The following is a 16,035-nucleotide window of genomic DNA, read 5'->3' as shown; positions in this document are numbered from 1 at the left end:
ACCGGCAGCCGGTCCGACGCGCCGCAGGATCGTCCCGTCCCCGTCACGGCGTTGTTGTGTCCGCTTCATGTGAGGGATGCTCGGGCGCGGCATCCTGCCGACCGGCGGAAGCGACCGCCGACCGCGTTCTGACAAGGGGACAAGCCATCGTGACCGCACGCCGCGCCCTCGCCGGCACCATCGCCACCGGTCTGCTCGCCGCGGCCGCCGCCCTCCTGCCGGCACAGCCGGCCGGTGCGAGCGCCGGCGCCGGTGAGCTCCCGTTCGGCTCCGCCACCACCGTCGGGCTCCACAACACCTATGACCCGGCCGCGTTCGGCTACCTCGCCCAGGGGCTGGACACCGGCACCGGCATGATCGAGCTGGACGCCTGGACGGACACCGTGACCAAGGAGTGGAAGGTCAGCCACTCCAACCCGCTGGGCAACGCCAACAACTGCGTCAGCGCGACCACGCCCGCCCAGCTCTACACCGGTGGCGCCAACAAGAACCTGGAGACCTGCCTGGACGACGTCCGGGTCTGGCTCGGCGCCCACCCCGGCGCCGGCCCGCTGGTGGTCAAGCTGGAGCTCAAGGCGGGCTTCGCGGGCAACCTCGGGATGGGCCCGGCCCAGCTCGACTCCCTGATCGCCGGTCACCTGGGCTCGGCCGTGCTGCGCCCGGCGGACCTGCTGGCCAAGCCGGGCGGCGGCTCGTACGCGAACCCCGACGAGGCGGTCCGCGCCGGAAACTGGCCGACCAGGACGTCGCTCGCCGGGCGGGTGCTGGTGTACGTGATCCCCGGTTCGTTCGAGGAGGGCAACCCCTTCGACACCCTGCCCACCGACGTCGAGTACGGGCGCCACCTGCGCGACCTGGCCGCCGCCGGGCGGATCGGCGACGCCCAGGTGTTCCCGGCCGTGCACGGCGCCGCGGCCGGTGACCCCCGCGCCAAGTACACGGAGGCGGCGATCCGCCCGTGGTTCGTGGTCTTCGACGGCGACGCCGCCGCCTACCTGGGCGGCATCGACACCTCCTGGTACGACAGCCGGCACTACCTGCTCACGATGACGGACGCGCACAACGTCGCGCCCGCGATCAGCGGCACCGACCCCACCGCCGACCAGGCCCGCGGCCGCACGGAGCAGCTCGCCCGGGCGCACGCGAGCATCGTCTCCAGCGACTGGCGCAAGCTCCCCGCCGTGCAGTCCCTGGCCCTGCCGCGCGGCTGACCGTCGGGCCCGGCCCGCTCGGCCCCCGGCTCCCGGTCGCTCCGCAGGCCGGGGGAGCGGGGGCCGGGCTCTGCGGCCGGACGGTCTATCATGTAAGGTATGAATGCGATACCTGACCATTACGAGCTGCGCGTCGGTGTGCCGGACGTGGACACCTTCCGGCGGCTGCGGACCGGTGCCGGGATGAGCGACCGGCCCGCCGAGGCGGTGGCGGCCGGGCTCCCCCACACCTGGCACGGTGTGACGGTGCACCACGACGGGGAGGTGGTCGGCATGGGCCGGATCGTGGGCGACGGCGGGTCGGTGTTCCAGATCGCCGACGTCTGCCTCCTGCCCGAGCACCAGGGCCGCGGCCTCGGCGGGCGGATCATGGCGCTGCTCACCGCCGAACTGGAGCGCCGGGCCCCGGCGGGCGCCTATGTGTCCCTGATCGCCGACGGCGACGCCCACCGCCTCTACGCCCGCTACGGATTCACCGAGACCGCCCCGCACTCCGTCGGTATGCACCGCCTGGTCTGACCCGGGCGCGGCGGCCCGCCGCCGGCCGGTTTCCGCGACCGGCGCGACGGCCGGAAGACGGGGTGACAGCGTGACCGTTGGTGTGCGACGCTGCACCCCACGCGGGACCGACCGCGTGGCGGGGGAACCGGGGGCGGCCGCTTGAACGACGCAATGCAGCCGAGCGGACCTCGGCGCGACGGCCGGAGCCGTGCCGACGACGGCGTCCGCCACAACGACGGGGACGGCGACGGGGCCACCGGCCGCGCGGGCGGGTCGGGCGGCCGACTCGCGGGCGTTCTGCTGGTGGTCGTCGGCCTGGTGCTCGCGGCCTCGGCGCTGCGGCCGGACGGCGGTCCGCTCGGTTCGGCCCATGCCGCGGTGCCGGTCTCCGCCGTCGGGTTCGTGCTGCTGCTCGCCCTCGGCGCGCTGATCGTCATCGGCCGCTTCGCGGTGCGCTTCCGCGAGGAGGTCCGCCGGCTGACGGGGCCGACGCCGTGGGCCGAGCGCACGCGGGAGGCGACCGCGGCGCTCCTGGCCGGGGCCGCCGTCGTGGTGCCGGTGCTGATGTTCGTCTTCCACAACCGCGCGGACACCCGGCGGGCCGGTCCGCCACGGGACCAGCCACTGCCGGAGATCGTCACCCTGCCGTCCGCCTCGCCACCGCCCGAGCCCCGTGATCCGGGCAGTGACGGTCTGATCGGTGTGATCCCGGTGCTGTTCGCCGTCCTCGGCATCGCCCTGGTGATCGCCGTGCTGGTCTTCGCCGTGCTGGTGCTGCGGAGGCTGCGCTTCGTCCGGCGGCGGCCGCCGGTGGTGCTGCCGGCCGCGCCGGCCCGGACCGAGGACGCCCTCGCCGCCGCCGTCGTGACCGGTCGGCGCGCCCTGACCGGGGCCGACGCGCGGGCGGCGGTGATCGCCTGTTACGCGGCGATGGAGGACTCGCTGGCGCTGTCCGGAGTGTCCCGCCAGGCCCCTGACAGCCCGACCGAACTGCTGGAGCGGGCGATCGCCGACGACCGCGTCGACCCCGTTCCCGCGCGCGACCTCACCGCGCTGTTCCGGGAGGCCCGGTACTCCACCCACCCGATGGACCAGAGCCACGTGGGCCGGGCGCAGGCCGCGCTCGACGCCCTCGCCGAGCGACTGGCGGACCGGGCCGGGCAGCCGCCGGAGCCGGCCGCGGCCGGAGCGGCGCGGACCGACCGGACCGGAGACCGTCGATGAGGACCCACCCGAACCGGCCGACCGCCGACCGTGCCTTTCCCGCCGGCCCCGCCGAGCGCCTCGGTCGCGTCCGCCGCGCCACCTCCGTCGACCGGGCGGACCCTGCCGACCCTGCCGACCCGAAGGTTCCGTCCCGCGGCGGCCTGGCGGTACCCGGCTCGATCCGGCACAGTCTGATCGAGCTGACCGTGACCGCGGTGCTGGCCGAGGTCCTGTTCGCCCTGGTCGGCGGTGTGCCCGCGGCCGTCGCCGGAGCGGTCCTGCTGGCCGTCGTCGCGTTGGTCGCCGGCCGGTACGTCGCCGGCGCCGGGTTCCTCGACATCGGCCTGCGCACCCGGCCGCGGCTGATGGACACCCGCGAGCCCGGCCTCGGCGACTGGCACTGGACCGTCCGTCAGGGCCTCGACCCGAAGGGCGACGCCCGGCCGCTGCGCAGCCGGCTCCGACGGCTCTTCGCCGCACGCCTCTCGGAGGCCCACGGCCTGTCGCTCACCGCCGACCGTGACCGGGCCGCCGAACTGATCGGCCCCCGGTTGTGGCCGTGGATCGATCCGGACGCCGCCGATCCGGACGCGGTCGTCCCGGGCCCGGTCCTCCTCGCGCTCGTCGACCGGCTCGAATCGCTCTAGCCCTCCGGCCGGCTCGGCCGCGACCCCGCCGCCCCCGTGCTTCGAAGTCCCCAGCTGTTCCCCGCCGTTCCCACTGTCCGCCGCAGTCCCCGCCGGTCCGGCCGATCGCCGGTCACCGCCGCCCTTCAGGAGAGCCATGACCGCCGTTCCCCAGGCCCCCGCCCCGGACACCGAGCAGGGTCCGGACACCGGGCACACCCAGGACGCCGCGCACACCCCGGGCCGTCCGGCCGGGGCGACCGTGCTGACGCCGCAGGAGGCCGGCCGGCGCGCCGGCGCGGTGGTCGCGGAGATCGAACGGGCCGTGGTCGGCAAGCCCGAGGCCCTCCGACTGGTGATGCTCGGTGTGCTGGCGGGCGGTCACGTGCTGATCGAGGACCTGCCCGGCCTCGGCAAGACCCTGCTGGCACGCTCCTTCGCCACCACCCTCGGCCTGGACTTCCGCCGGATCCAGTTCACCCCCGACCTGCTGCCCTCGGACGTCACCGGCGCGCCGTTCTACGACCGGAGCAGCGGGGAGATGGTCTTCCGCCCCGGGCCGCTCTTCACCCAGCTCCTGCTGGCCGACGAGATCAACCGGACCCCGCCGAAGACGCAGGCCGCGCTGCTGGAGGCGATGGCCGAGGGCCAGGTCTCCGTCGACGGGGAGACCCGCCGGCTGCCGCAGCCGTTCGTGGTGATCGCCACCGCCAACCCGATCGAGTACGAGGGCACCTACTCGCTTCCGGAAGCGCAGCTCGACCGCTTCCTGCTCCGGGTGCGGATGGGCTACCTCTCCACCGGGCTGGAGGCCTCGATGCTCCGCGCCCGGCTGGACCGCGCCGTGCCCGAGCCGGTCCTGGAGACCGTCAGCAGCCCGGCCGAACTGCTCGCGATGCGGGCGGCGTTGGAGCGGGTCGAGGTCGACGACGACCTGGTCGACTACGTGGTCGCACTGGTCGACGCGACCCGCAACGACCCGCAGATCCAGGTCGGCGCCTCTCCCCGGGGCGGTCTCGCGCTGGTCCAACTGGCCCGGGCCCGCGCGATGCTGGAGGGCCGCGACTACCTGACGCCGGAGGACGTGAAGGCGCTCGCCGTCCCGGCGCTGGCCCACCGGATCACCCTGACACCGGAGTTGTGGGTGCGCCAGATCGAGGCGGACGACGTCCTGGCGCGGCTGGTGGCCGCCGTCCCGGCGCCGCAGACCGTACCGCGCGCGGCCGCCGGGCCCGGGAGCGGCTCGGTGGACGCCCCGGGCGCCACCCGGTGAGCGCCGAGCGCTCCTCCGACGCCACCGCCGCCGACCGGCCCGGGCAGCGGGCCCGCCGGCTCGCCGCCCAGAGCGCCGGCCCCGACCGCCGCCCGGTACGGCGGCTCGCCACCCCGGCGGCGGGCTCCGCGCCGGGCCCCGCGCGAAACGGCCAGGCCCGGCAGGGGGACCGGACCCGGCAGGGAGACCGGACCGCCGCACGAACCCTCACACGGTCCACCGAGCGGACCGCCGAACGACCCGCCGCCCGGCCGGGGACCACAGGCCCGGACCGGGCCGCCAACCGGTCGGCGGCCCGGCTGGTGGCCCGCAGCGCCCGGGCCACGGAGGCCGGCCTGCCCAGCACCCCGCCCTCGCCGCACTGGCGGCCCGGCGAGCGGACCCTGCGCCTGCTCACCGTGGCCGTCACCGCGGCCGTCGCCGCGCCGGCCACCGGCCACGCCTGGCTGCTCGCCCTGGCGGCGGGCCCGGCGGTGCTGCTCGCGCTGGCGGCTCCGGGGCGCGGCCGGCCGTCCCGGCTGGCCGCCGAGAGCACCGCCGCACCGCGCCGCTGTCTGGAGGGCGAGCCGATCACCGTCCGGATCACCGTCCGCCACGACGGCCGGATCGGCCGGCTCGACCCGACCGTGGCCCTCGGCCCGGGCGTCGCCCTGAGCGCCGTGACCGTCGGCGCCACCGAGGTGGACCTGGTCGTCCGCGCCGAACGCTGGGGCCGCTGGACCCTGGGCAGTGTGGACGTCGACGTCTACGACGCCGCTGGTCTGACCCGCCGGACGGTGCGCACCGACCTCGGCGAGGTGGACGTCTTCCCGGTGCCGGGCGCGGCCCGCCTCACCCCGATCCCGGTGCGGCTGCCCGAACGCCTCGGCGAGCACACCACCGCCCAGGAGGGCACCGGGGTCGAGGTCGTCGGTGTGCGCCCGCACGTGCCCGGTGAGCGCCAGCGGCGCATCCACTGGCCGTCGACCACCCGCCGGGACGCCGTCCAGATCAACCAGTTCGCGGCCGAGCGGGCCGCCGACGCGGTCGTCCTGCTGGACACCCTGGCCGACTTCCGGGACGCGGCCACCGGCCTGTCCAGCCTGGACGAGACGCTGCGCGCGGCCACCGGGCTGACCAGGGCCTACCTGCGCCGGCACGACCGGGTCGGCCTGATCGCGGTCGGCGGGAAGCTGCGCTGGCTCACCGCGGGCAGCGGCGACCGGCAGTTCTACCGGATGGTGGAGAGCGTGCTGGAGGTCCGTCAGGACCGGTCCCACCGGGCGCCCGCCGTGCCCCGGCTCCCGTCGGCCGCCCTGCCCGGCCACGCGCTGGTGTACGCGTTCACCTCGCTCGCCGACCAGCGGATCCTGAACGTGCTCGGCCATGTCCGCGACCGCGGCAATCCGCTGGTCGTGGTGGAGATCCCGGCCGGCGAACCGGGGGTGGAGCCGGGCGACGAGATCGGCGCCGTGGCTCGCCGGCTCTGGCACGCCGAGCGCGAGGCGATGCGTTCCGCGCTGCGGGCGCGGGGCGTCCCGGTGGTCCGTCACGTCCCGGGCGAGGCGCTCGACCTGGCGCTCGCGCCGTTGCTGCGCCGCCGGATGGGGGGAGGGGCCTGATGACCGGGACACCTGTCGAGGCCGCCGGTTCCGGGCCCGCCGCCGGGTCGGCCCGGTGGTCCCCGTGGGCCGGGCGGGCCGAACGGGCCGCGCTGCGCTGCGCCGGCCTCGCGCTGGCCCTCACCGCCGTCGGGGTGGTGGGCCGGGCGGGGCCGGCGGCCGCGGCCGCCGCGGGGGCCTTCGCGCTCTGGGCGGCTGCGCCACTGGAGGAACCGCCGCGCCGCGCGCACACCTGGTTCGGCAGGCTCTCCGCCGCGCGCTCCACCGTGCTGGCCGCCGGCAGTGTGGTGGCGGCGGCGCTGGGCGATCCCGCGCTCGGACAGGTCGCGGTGACGGCCGGGCTGCTGCTCGGTTACCTGCTGCTCGTCGACGTCCTCGGCCCGCAGCGCGACCGCGTCCGGCCCGCGCACGCGCTGGCCGCGCTCGCCGCGTCGGGCCTGGTGCTGGCCGTCGCGTTCGCGCCGACCGGGGCGGGGGAGTGGTCACGCCCGATCGCCCTGACCGGCCTGCTGGCCGCCGGTGGGGGCGTCCTCCTGGCGCTGCGGTCCCCGTCCGGCCCCGGGGCGGGGACACCGGACCCGCCCGTCGGCGGCTGAGCGGCGCCGGAGCCGCCGCCGCCGCGGCGGCCCGGCCGGGCTGGCCCGCGCGCGACGCCCCGGCGCCCGGGGCGTCGCCCCGTGTGGGCCGAAGGTCGCGCGCTGGCTACGATCGGTGAGCACGGGGCAAGGAAGCGCCGGGCCGCGTGGCCGGCGCACGGCGAGGAACACTGGTGGGAGAGACGATGGCACACGCACGGGCCGGGCAGCAGGCGCAGCCGGACGACCTGGTGGACGTGGCGCGGTTGGTGACGGCGTACTACACGCTGCACCCGGATCCGGAGGAGCCGGGCCAGCGGGTGGCGTTCGGCACCTCGGGGCACCGGGGCTCCTCGCTGGACGCCGCGTTCAACGAGGACCACATCGCCGCCACCACGCAGGCGATCTGCGAGTACCGGGCGGCCCGGGGCATCACCGGTCCGCTGTTCCTGGGCGCGGACACCCACGCCCTGTCCGAGCCGGCCCAGGCCACCGCCGTCGAGGTCCTGGCGGCCAACGGCGTCAGCGTCCTGCTGGACAGCGCCGACGGCTACACCCCCACTCCGGCGGTCTCGCACGCGATCCTGGCCCACAACCGGCGCCACCCGCAGGCGCTGGCCGACGGCATCGTGGTGACGCCCTCTCACAACCCGCCGCGCGACGGCGGCTTCAAGTACAACCCGCCGAGCGGCGGCCCGGCCGGTTCGGAGGCCACCGGCTGGATCCAGGACCGCGCCAACGAGCTGATCCGGGACGGCCTGCGGGGCGTCAAGCGGGTGCCCTACGCGCGCGCCCTGACCGCCGCGACCACCGGCCGCCACGACTACCTCACCGCCTACACCGAGGACCTGGTCTCGGTGCTCGACCTCGACGCGGTGCGGGCGTCGGGCCTGCGCATCGGCGCGGACCCGCTGGGCGGCGCCTCCGTCGCCTACTGGGGCCGGATCGCCGAGACGCACCGCCTGGACCTGACCGTCGTCAACCCGGTCACCGACCCCACCTGGCGCTTCATGACGCTGGACTGGGACGGCAAGATCCGGATGGACTGCTCCTCACCGGCCGCGATGGCCTCGCTGATCGAGCGCCGGGACCAGTTCGCGATCGCCACCGGCAACGACGCGGACGCCGACCGCCACGGCATCGTCACCCCGGACGGCGGCCTGATGAACCCTAACCACTACCTGGCGGTCGCCGTCGACTACCTCTACCGTCACCGCGCCGACTGGCCGGCGGACGCGGCCGTCGGCAAGACGCTGGTGTCCTCGTCGATGCTGGACCGGGTCGCGGGCGACCTCAAGCGCGAGCTGCTGGAGGTGCCGGTCGGCTTCAAGTGGTTCGTCGACGGGCTGCTGGAGGGCTCGATCGCGTTCGGCGGCGAGGAGTCGGCCGGGGCGTCCTTCCTGCGCCGGGACGGCGGGGTGTGGACCACCGACAAGGACGGCATCCTGCTGGCCCTGCTGGCCTCGGAGATCACCGCCGTGACCGGCCGCACGCCCAGCGAGTACTACCGCGACCTCACCGGCCGGTTCGGCGCCCCCGCCTACGCCCGGGTGGACGCCCCGGCCGACCGGGAGCAGAAGGCCCTGCTGGCCCGGCTGTCGCCGGAGCAGGTCCGCGCCGGTGACCTGGCCGGCGAGCCGGTCACCGCCGTCCTCACCGCGGCGCCGGGCAACGGCGCGGCGATCGGCGGGATCAAGGTCTGCACCGAGAACGCCTGGTTCGCGGCCCGTCCGTCGGGCACCGAGGACGTCTACAAGATCTACGCGGAGTCCTTCCACGGCGCCGACCACCTCGCCCGGGTCCAGGCCGAGGCGCGCGAACTGGTCAACGAGGTCCTCGCCGGGCCGGCGGTCTGACACCCCGTCGCGGGTCGGGCCCGGGCGGCGGGCGCAGGTCCGCCGCCCGGGCCCGGACCCGTCGCCGGGTGCCTGCCGGCGGCTCCGCTCACCGGGGCGGGCGTGGCGGGACGGCGCACCAGAGCGTGACGGGGGCGTCCCGGTCGGGAGAACCGCGCCGTGACCGATCGACCCCGCACCCGTCACCCCACGGTCGCTCCCGGGGCGCGGGGTACGGACATGACGAATCGTCACATCCGTTCGGCGGCAAGGGAACGACGGGGAATCAAGGCGCCGTTCGGGCGTGGTCTCCGGTGGCCGGGGCGGGCTGTTCGGCGTCGCCGAAGCGTGCCAGGGTCAGTGCGCCCACGATCGCGGCGGCGAAGCCGGCGACGGCGAGCGGCGTCGCGTCGTGGCGGGTGCGGTCACCGAGCACGAGCACCCCGACGACGGCCGGGCCGAGGGTCTCGCCGAGCACCATCGCCGCCGTCGCGGCGGTGACCGAGCCGCTCTGCATGGCCCAGGTCAGCGCGGTGAAGCCGCCGAGCCCGGCGACGGCGATCGCGTACGCCGACGGCTCGCCGAGCAGGTGCGGCAGCCGCGGCTCCGGCAGCACCCGCACCGCGACGCCCACCACGCCGAACTGAAGGCCGGCCACCAGGCCCAGCAGCGGGGCCCGGCGCGCACCGGCGAGGTGGACCACCGCCCACCCCACGGCCGTCAGGGCGAGGGAGGCCAGCAGCACTCCCAGCCGCAGTGGCGGATCGCCCGTCCCGCTGCCGTCGTGCCCGGCGGTGAGGGCGAGGACGCAGAGCCCGGCGCAGACCGACGCCACCCCGACCCACTCGCTGCGGCGCAGCCGGATCCGCAGCACCCGGGCCGCTCCGACGGCGGTGACGGCGAGCGCGGAGGCCAGGGCGGCCTCGACCACGTAGAGCGGCAGCCGCTCCAGGGCGACCAGTTCGGCGGCGAACCCGAGCATGTCCATTCCGACGCCCACCAGGAACGGCCACTCGCGGAACGCCCCGGCCAGCGCGGCGGCCTCGCCCGGCTCGTGACCGACCGCGGCGCGGCGCGCGCCCACCGCCTGGAGGACGGTGGCCGAGCCGGTGAGGAGCGCGGCCAGGAGTGCCGCGAGCAGGCCGAGGGACATGGGCCGACGGTACGGACCGGGGGTCGGCCGGGCGCCCGGCTCGCCGGTCGGGCGGTGCGGCTCGCCGTCGCCGTCACCCGCCCGGACGCCCGGACATCCTGGACGGCCCCGGACGTCCCGGCGCATCGTCGGGCCGGGAGGTCCGACCGCTCCCGCGGCCGTCGTCCTGACGTCGCGTCGGCCGATCGGCGGGGGTCGAACGGCAGGTCTGTTTCCGGCCCGGTGACTGATTGTCATGTGCAATTGGACGTGAAGTTACTATTGGGTAATCTCAGGTCGTCCCACGGGTGAACCCACCCGCCGCTTCCTGAAGGAACCTCACGTGCACCTCCCCTGGTCCCACCGGTCCGGCCGCCTCGTGCGATCGGCCCTGGCCGTCGTCGCCGCCACCGCCCTGTTCGCCGCCGTTCCGCCCCCGTCGGCCCACGCGGCCCCCGCGGAGGGAGCCGGCGCCGACAGCGGGACGGCCCACCTCGACGCGGTCGAGCGCGCGCTGCGCGAGGTGTCGCCCGGCCTGGAGGGCTCGGTCTGGGAGCGCACCGAGGGCAACGCGCTGACCTCCGCCACCGACGATCCGGCCGGCTGGCTGCTCCAGACGCCCGGCTGCTGGGGCGACTCCGCGTGCGCCGACCGCCGGGGCACCCGCGTCGCCGCCGCCTACGACTGGGACGACGACAAGGCCTGGCGCCACACCGGCGTCTCGTCCATGAACGGCCGCACCGACCAGCAGGGCGAGCAGCTCACGCCGGCCGACTTCCGCGCCGTCCGCGACTTCGCCGCCACCCGCGGAGGGCGTCCGGCCGCGGGCCACGGGGAGTGGTTGCGGAGCGGGAGGCCGGCTGGTCCGGCCTCCCGCTCCGCGTCTTCGCGCTGCTCGCCCGGATGAGGGCGGACGTCGCCGCCGCCACCCGGACGGTCGACGTCTCCACCCTGGCACCGTTCCCCAACGGCGGCTTCCAGGACGGGCTGGTGGACGGGCTCAAGGCCTCGGCCGCCGCCGGCCACCGCCTCCAGGTCCGGATCCTGGTCGGGGCGGCGCCGCTCTACAACGCGAACATCCTGCCCTCGCGCTACCGCGACGAGCTGCTCGCCAAGCTCGGCCCCGCGGCCGGCTCGGTGACCCTGAACGTCGCCTCGATGACCACCTCGCGCACGGCGCTGTCCTGGAACCACTCCAAGCTGCTGGTGGTCGACGGCCGCAGCGTGATCGCCGGTGGCATCAACGGGTGGAAGGACGACTACCTCGACACCGCGCACCCGGTCTCGGACGTCGACCTCGCCCTGACCGGCCCGGCCGCCACCTCGGCCGCGCGCTACCTGGACACCCTGTGGGAGTGGACCTGCGGCCGCACCGGCGTGTTCGACAACGCGTGGTTCGCCTCCTCGGACGGCGGCGCCTGCCGGCCCTCGATGGAGCGGGAACTCAACCCCGCGGCGCCCGCCACCGGCACCGTCCCGGTCATCGCCGTCGGCGGCTTGGGCGTCGGCATCAAGGCCGCCGACCCCGCCTCGGCCTACCGGCCCGGACCGGTCGCCGGAGTGGCCCAGACCCAGTGCGGTCCGCTCGCGCTGCACGACAACACCAACGCCGACCGGGACTACGAGACGGTCAACCCCGAGGAGAACGCCCTGCGCGCGCTCGTCGGCAGCGCCCGCGACCACATCGAGATCTCCCAGCAGGACATGAACGGCACCTGCCCGCCGCTGCCGCGCTACGACGCCCGGCTGTACGACCTGCTGGCGGCCAAGCTCGCCGCCGGGGTCAAGGTGCGGATCGTGGTCAGCGACCCGGCCAACCGGGGCACGGTCGGCAGCGGGGGCTACTCGCAGATCAAGTCGCTCTCCGAGGTCTCCGACGTGCTGCGCGCCCGGCTGACCACCCTGACCGGCGACCCGGCGGTCGCCGGCGCCGCGCTCTGTGGCAACCTCCAGCTCGCCTCCTTCCGCGCGGCGCCGACCGCCACCTGGGCGGACGGGCACCCGTACGCGCTGCACCACAAGCTGGTCGCGGTCGACGGCTCGGCGTTCTACATCGGCTCGAAGAACCTGTACCCGGCCTGGCTGCAGGACTTCGGCTACCTCGTCGAGGACAAGGGCGCCGCGGCCCAGCTGGACCGCGACCTGCTGGCACCGCAGTGGACGTACTCGCAGGCCGCCGCGACCGTCGACTGGTCGACCGGGCTCTGCCGGGCCTGAGCGCCGGGCCCGCCGCGGTGCGGCCGGGGGCCGGGGGTCGGGGGTCGGGGCGTCGTGACCCCGAAAGGTCAGCCGGCGTCCCGGCGCCCGAGCTCGTCGTCGCCCCACCGCTCCTGGGCGCGGTCCCGGGCCCGGCAGGGGAGGTGACGGCTCAGCGCGTCACCGCAGTTGGCGGCGGCCGCCCGACGCAGCCGGGCGGTCAGCCGGGCGGTGAGCGGGCGGACCCGCCTTCGCAGCGCGGCGATGACACGGTTGTCGAGCCGTTCGACGGCGGCCGCCAGGGTGCGGCCGCCGCGCAGGACGGCGGTGCAGGTCAGGTCGGTGCGGTGGGTTGCGTGGTGCCAGAGTCTGTGGAGCCGGTTCACGCAGGTGCAACATTCCGGCCACCCGGCCAGTTCTGGTCGACGCCCTCTTTTCGGTGGCGAACCCCGTGGTGCGCGCCCCCTCCGGACGCCTCCGCCGTGGCGCGAGCGGTGGCGCGAGCCGGTGGCGGTGCGGTGGCGACGCAGTGGCGGTGTCTCAGGACAGTGAGCCCCCCGGGGCACCGGCACAACCCTGCTCCGGAACGGCGGAACGGCGCAAGGGCGGGCCGGCAGAGCAGCAGAACGCCGGAGCCCCGCCGGTCAGCCGGTCACGTCGCGGGCGGTGCTGCCCCGGGCCGCCAGGTCCCAGCTGATGACCCGTTCGGGGTGGATCCGGAGGATCTCGTGGGCGAAGGTGTCCGGGGACACCGGCGGGACGTCGACGGTCAGCGGTTCGGCGCGGCCGCGGATCTCCACGCCCCGGCCCCACCCCGGCGCGGGCGCGTCCGGGGCGTCGGCCGGTGTCAGGTCGTCGACGAGGAAGGAGACCCGGGGGTCGCGGGCGGCGTTGCGGTACTTCTGGCTGGCGGCCATCCGGGGCCCGCCGATGTCGATCGTGCCGTCCTCGTTGAGCCGGAAGCCCACCGGCCGGACCTGGGGTGCTCCCCGCGGGCCACTGGTGGCCAGTCGGCCGAGTGCCTGACCGGAGAGGTAGGCGCGCTCCTCGGGGGTGAAGACCGTGACTGTTGCGCTCCGTTCGGTAGCGTCGGGTACCGCGCCGACCGTAGAGGGTGAAGCGGACTTGAGGTCAAGGGTCCAGCGCGCCGGGCGAGTCGGTGCGGTGCGGCCGCAGGGACCGGCCTGCTCGGCCCGCGGATGCGGTCCGGCGCCTCCCGGTATCGGTCGAAACCACCAACGTTCCTGTCTTGTCATCGACTTGACGACACCTCAGGCTTTTCCCTCCGGGAGTGTCGGAGGGGGTGGGCCCATGGGCCCGAGGCAAGGTCTTCGTCGTGTCTGCGCCGTGTTCGGTGTCGTCACGGCGCTGTCGCTCGGCGCCGGCGGGGTGCTGCCCGCGTCGGCGGCCGCGCCGGAGGGGGTGGTGCGGGAGGCCCGGCCGGGGAGCGCCGTTCCGGGCAGCTACCTCGTCGTGCTGAAGGCACCGGCCGGCGGCAGCGGTTCGATCGCGAGCGGTGCGACGGCGCTCACCCGTGCCTACGGCGGCACCGTCCGGCGGACGTACGACGCGGCGTTGAACGGCTTCTCCGCCGAGCTCACCGAGCGTCAGGCGCGGCGGCTGGCCGCGGACCCGTCGGTCGCCCTGGTCTCGCAGAACCGGCGCCTGCGGGTGGACGCGGTCCAGCCCGATCCGCAGTCGTGGGGGCTGGACCGGATCGACCAGCGCCGGCAGCCGTACGACCACCAGTACGCCTCCCCGGACTCGGGCGGGCGCGGGGTCACGGCGTACATCGTCGACACCGGGGTGCGGATCACCCAGGAGGAGTTCGACGGGCGGGCGTCCTACGGGTACGACGCCATCGACGGGGACAACGAGGCGCCGGACGGCTACGGGCACGGCACGCACGTGGCCGGGACGGTGGCCAGCAGTACGTTCGGGGTCGCGAAGAACGCGAAGATCGTCTCGGTGCGGGTCCTGGACGACGACGGCTACGGCACCACCGAGCAGGTCGTGGCGGGTCTGGACTGGGTGACGCGGAACGCCGTGAAGCCCGCCGTGGTCAATCTAAGCCTCGGCGGCGATCCGGATCCGGTGCTGGACGCCGCCGTGGCCCACTCGATCGCCACCGGCCTCACCTACGTGGTGGCGGCCGGCAACGACGGCGTCGACGCGGACGCCCACTCGCCCGGGCGGGTGCCCACCGCGCTCACCGTCGGCGCCACCGACCTGGACGACCAGCGGGCCTGGTTCTCCAACTACGGTCCGCTGGTGGACCTCTTCGCACCGGGGGTGGACATCACGTCCACCCAGAACTGGAACGACTACGGCGGGATCGGCCTCGACATGTCGGGCACGTCGATGGCGGCCCCGCACGTGGCGGGCGCCGCCGCGCTCTACCTGGCGGACCACCCGGCCGCCACGCCCGCCCAGGTGGCCGCGGTGCTGACCGGTGCGGCCACCACCGGTTCGGTGGTCGACGCGGGGCCCGGCTCGCCCGACCGGCTGCTCTACACCGGGTCCGTCCCGGCCCGGCCGCGCACGCAGTTCACCAGTTCCACCCCGGTGCCGATCGACGCGGTGGGCGTCCACGAGTCCCCGATCACCGTCTCCGGGGTGCCCGGCAAGGCGCCGAAGGACCTGGAGGTCCGGCTCGACATCGCGTACGCGTGGCGCGGCGACCTGCGGGTCGAGCTGGTGGCGCCGAACGGCGCGGTGTCGCTGCTGCGTGAGGAGAAGATCTGGGACGGCGCCCCGGCGATCACCGGGATCTTCGGTGCCGACGCCTCGGCGAGCACCGCCAACGGCGTCTGGCGGCTGCGGGTCACCGACCTCTTCGGCTACTGGACCGGGACGATCGACAGCTGGGCCCTGCGGTTCTGACGGCCCGTGCGGGCGGGCGCGCTCAGGTGTCCCGGAGCGTGCCCGCCGCCTCCTGGCGGATCAGCTCGCGCAGCGCGGCGAGCCGGGGCCGGTCGTCGTCCGTCCGCCACTGCATCTCCAGCGGCAGGGTGGCCCGGTCGGCGAGCCGCACGGTGACCACCTCCTCGGTGAGGTGCCCGGCTATCGAGCGGGGGACGAGCGAGAACGCGCGGTTCTGGGACAGCAGATAGAGCCGTGAGCCGACGATGCGCGGCGGGCTGACCAGCACCGGCGGCTCGACGCCGCGCTCCGCGCAGAGGCCGAGGACGTGGTCGTAGTAGCGCGGGTGCTGCTCCCGGGGCCAGAGCAGGAGCGGGAGGTCCCGCAGCTCGTCCAGGCGGACGGCGCCGCGCCCGGCGAGCGGGTGGCCGCGGCTGAGCGCCACCCGGACGGGCTCGTCGGCGATCGTCTCCCGCCGGTAGCCGGGCACGTCGTCCAGGAAGCGGCCGAGGCCGATGTCGGCGAGTTCGGCGGCCAGCGTCGACGAGACACGGCCGGTGTCGACGGAGACCTCGGCCGTCTCCAGCGCGGGCAGTTCGCGCTCGGCGCGGCTGACCACGGCGGGCAGCAGCCGGTTCATGACGCTGGGGGAGGCGACGATCCGGGCCGTGCGCGTCCGCGACTCCTCGTGCAGCCGCACCCGGGCGAGCAGGGCGTCGGCCCCGGCGAGGAGCCGGGCGCTCTCGGTGGCCATCACCTCGCCCGCCGTGGTGAGGGCGACCGCCCGGCGGCTGCGGTCGAAGAGCTCGACGCCGACCGCCCGCTCCAGCCGGGCGACCTCCTGGCTGACCGTCGGCTGCGAGATGTGCAGGCGCTCGGCGGCCCGGCCGAAGTGCAGACCGTCGGCCACCGCCAGGAAGACTTCGAGTTGACGCAAGGTGAATCCCATAGCCGGGAGCCTATGGGAAGGCCCGTTACTCATTCTGGATCCCGATGCGAACGATCCCTAGGCTGACC

15 protein-coding genes are annotated in these 16,035 nt (G+C 75.7%); 11 read left to right on the top strand and 4 right to left on the bottom strand.

Features of this window, described 5'->3' with window-relative positions:
- The first annotated feature begins 149 nt into the window (after nt 1-149).
- The 8 genes from ACIQTO_RS28955 to pgm all read left to right on the top strand — a co-directional run bounded on the left by ACIQTO_RS28955 (nt 150) and on the right by pgm (nt 8,849).
- Nucleotides 150-1,211 (top strand): phosphatidylinositol-specific phospholipase C domain-containing protein, encoded by a 1,062-nt coding sequence (locus tag ACIQTO_RS28955; RefSeq protein ID WP_402393964.1) that lies wholly within the window; start codon nt 150-152, stop codon nt 1,209-1,211.
- Nucleotides 1,212-1,310: 99 nt separating this feature from the next.
- A complete protein-coding gene (locus tag ACIQTO_RS28950) occupies nt 1,311-1,730 on the top strand; it encodes a GNAT family N-acetyltransferase (protein ID WP_402393961.1) in 420 nt (139 codons plus the stop codon).
- Nucleotides 1,731-1,871: 141 nt separating this feature from the next.
- Entirely contained in the window at nt 1,872-2,936 is a 1,065-nt protein-coding gene (locus tag ACIQTO_RS28945) for a DUF4129 domain-containing protein (RefSeq protein ID WP_402393959.1), read from the top strand.
- Nucleotides 2,933-3,565, top strand: a complete 633-nt coding sequence (locus ACIQTO_RS28940) for a hypothetical protein (protein ID WP_402393956.1) — start codon at nt 2,933-2,935, stop codon at nt 3,563-3,565. The genes ACIQTO_RS28945 and ACIQTO_RS28940 overlap by 4 nt, the downstream gene beginning before the upstream one ends.
- A 136-nt stretch (nt 3,566-3,701) precedes the next feature.
- Nucleotides 3,702-4,817 (top strand): AAA family ATPase, encoded by a 1,116-nt coding sequence (locus ACIQTO_RS28935; RefSeq protein ID WP_402393953.1) that lies wholly within the window; start codon nt 3,702-3,704, stop codon nt 4,815-4,817.
- Complete coding sequence (locus ACIQTO_RS28930; protein WP_402393951.1) at nt 4,814-6,418, top strand: DUF58 domain-containing protein; 1,605 nt, start codon at nt 4,814-4,816, stop codon at nt 6,416-6,418. The genes ACIQTO_RS28935 and ACIQTO_RS28930 overlap by 4 nt, the downstream gene beginning before the upstream one ends.
- Nucleotides 6,418-7,014 carry a hypothetical protein gene (locus ACIQTO_RS28925; RefSeq protein WP_402393948.1) on the top strand — a complete coding sequence of 199 codons (597 nt, stop codon included), beginning with the start codon at nt 6,418-6,420 and terminating at the stop codon, nt 7,012-7,014. The genes ACIQTO_RS28930 and ACIQTO_RS28925 overlap by 1 nt, the downstream gene beginning before the upstream one ends.
- Before the next feature lie 185 nt (nt 7,015-7,199).
- On the top strand, nt 7,200-8,849 hold the full coding sequence (pgm, locus tag ACIQTO_RS28920) for a phosphoglucomutase (alpha-D-glucose-1,6-bisphosphate-dependent) (protein ID WP_402393945.1): 1,650 nt from the start codon (nt 7,200-7,202) through the stop codon (nt 8,847-8,849).
- A 265-nt stretch (nt 8,850-9,114) separates the two neighbouring features.
- Here pgm and ACIQTO_RS28915 read toward each other — a convergent pair whose 3' ends face one another.
- Nucleotides 9,115-9,981, bottom strand: coding sequence for a hypothetical protein (locus ACIQTO_RS28915; RefSeq protein WP_402393943.1), 867 nt, complete (start codon nt 9,979-9,981; stop codon nt 9,115-9,117).
- A gap of 322 nt (nt 9,982-10,303) precedes the next feature.
- Between ACIQTO_RS28915 and ACIQTO_RS28910 the strand changes: the two genes are divergently transcribed.
- Both ACIQTO_RS28910 and ACIQTO_RS28905 read left to right on the top strand, forming a co-directional pair.
- Nucleotides 10,304-10,867: a hypothetical protein gene (locus ACIQTO_RS28910; protein ID WP_402393940.1), complete on the top strand. Its 564-nt coding sequence runs from the start codon at nt 10,304-10,306 to the stop codon at nt 10,865-10,867.
- Nucleotides 10,798-12,177 (top strand): phospholipase, encoded by a 1,380-nt coding sequence (locus tag ACIQTO_RS28905; protein WP_402393938.1) that lies wholly within the window; start codon nt 10,798-10,800, stop codon nt 12,175-12,177. Before ACIQTO_RS28910 ends, ACIQTO_RS28905 begins: the two co-directional genes overlap by 70 nt.
- Before the next feature lie 68 nt (nt 12,178-12,245).
- Here the strand turns inward: ACIQTO_RS28905 and ACIQTO_RS28900 are convergent, their stop codons facing one another.
- Complete coding sequence (locus ACIQTO_RS28900; RefSeq protein WP_402393935.1) at nt 12,246-12,542, bottom strand: hypothetical protein; 297 nt, start codon at nt 12,540-12,542, stop codon at nt 12,246-12,248.
- A gap of 258 nt (nt 12,543-12,800) precedes the next feature.
- Complete coding sequence (locus tag ACIQTO_RS28895) at nt 12,801-13,412, bottom strand: PPOX class F420-dependent oxidoreductase (RefSeq protein ID WP_402393932.1); 612 nt, start codon at nt 13,410-13,412, stop codon at nt 12,801-12,803.
- Nucleotides 13,413-13,503: 91 nt separating this feature from the next.
- On the opposite strand from ACIQTO_RS28895, the gene ACIQTO_RS28890 reads away from it, so the two are divergent.
- Nucleotides 13,504-15,039: a S8 family serine peptidase gene (locus ACIQTO_RS28890; protein WP_402393929.1), complete on the top strand. Its 1,536-nt coding sequence runs from the start codon at nt 13,504-13,506 to the stop codon at nt 15,037-15,039.
- A gap of 22 nt (nt 15,040-15,061) precedes the next feature.
- Here the strand turns inward: ACIQTO_RS28890 and ACIQTO_RS28885 are convergent, their stop codons facing one another.
- Entirely contained in the window at nt 15,062-15,967 is a 906-nt protein-coding gene (locus tag ACIQTO_RS28885) for a LysR family transcriptional regulator (RefSeq protein WP_402393927.1), read from the bottom strand.
- Between the last annotated feature and the right edge of the window lie 68 nt (nt 15,968-16,035).

This window comes from Kitasatospora sp. NPDC091207, assembly GCF_044768625.1.
In the GTDB taxonomy this organism is placed as follows: domain Bacteria; phylum Actinomycetota; class Actinomycetes; order Streptomycetales; family Streptomycetaceae; genus Kitasatospora.
The sequence above is the reverse complement of the archived record's forward strand: the minus strand, read 5'-3'. Positions and strand labels throughout refer to the sequence as shown.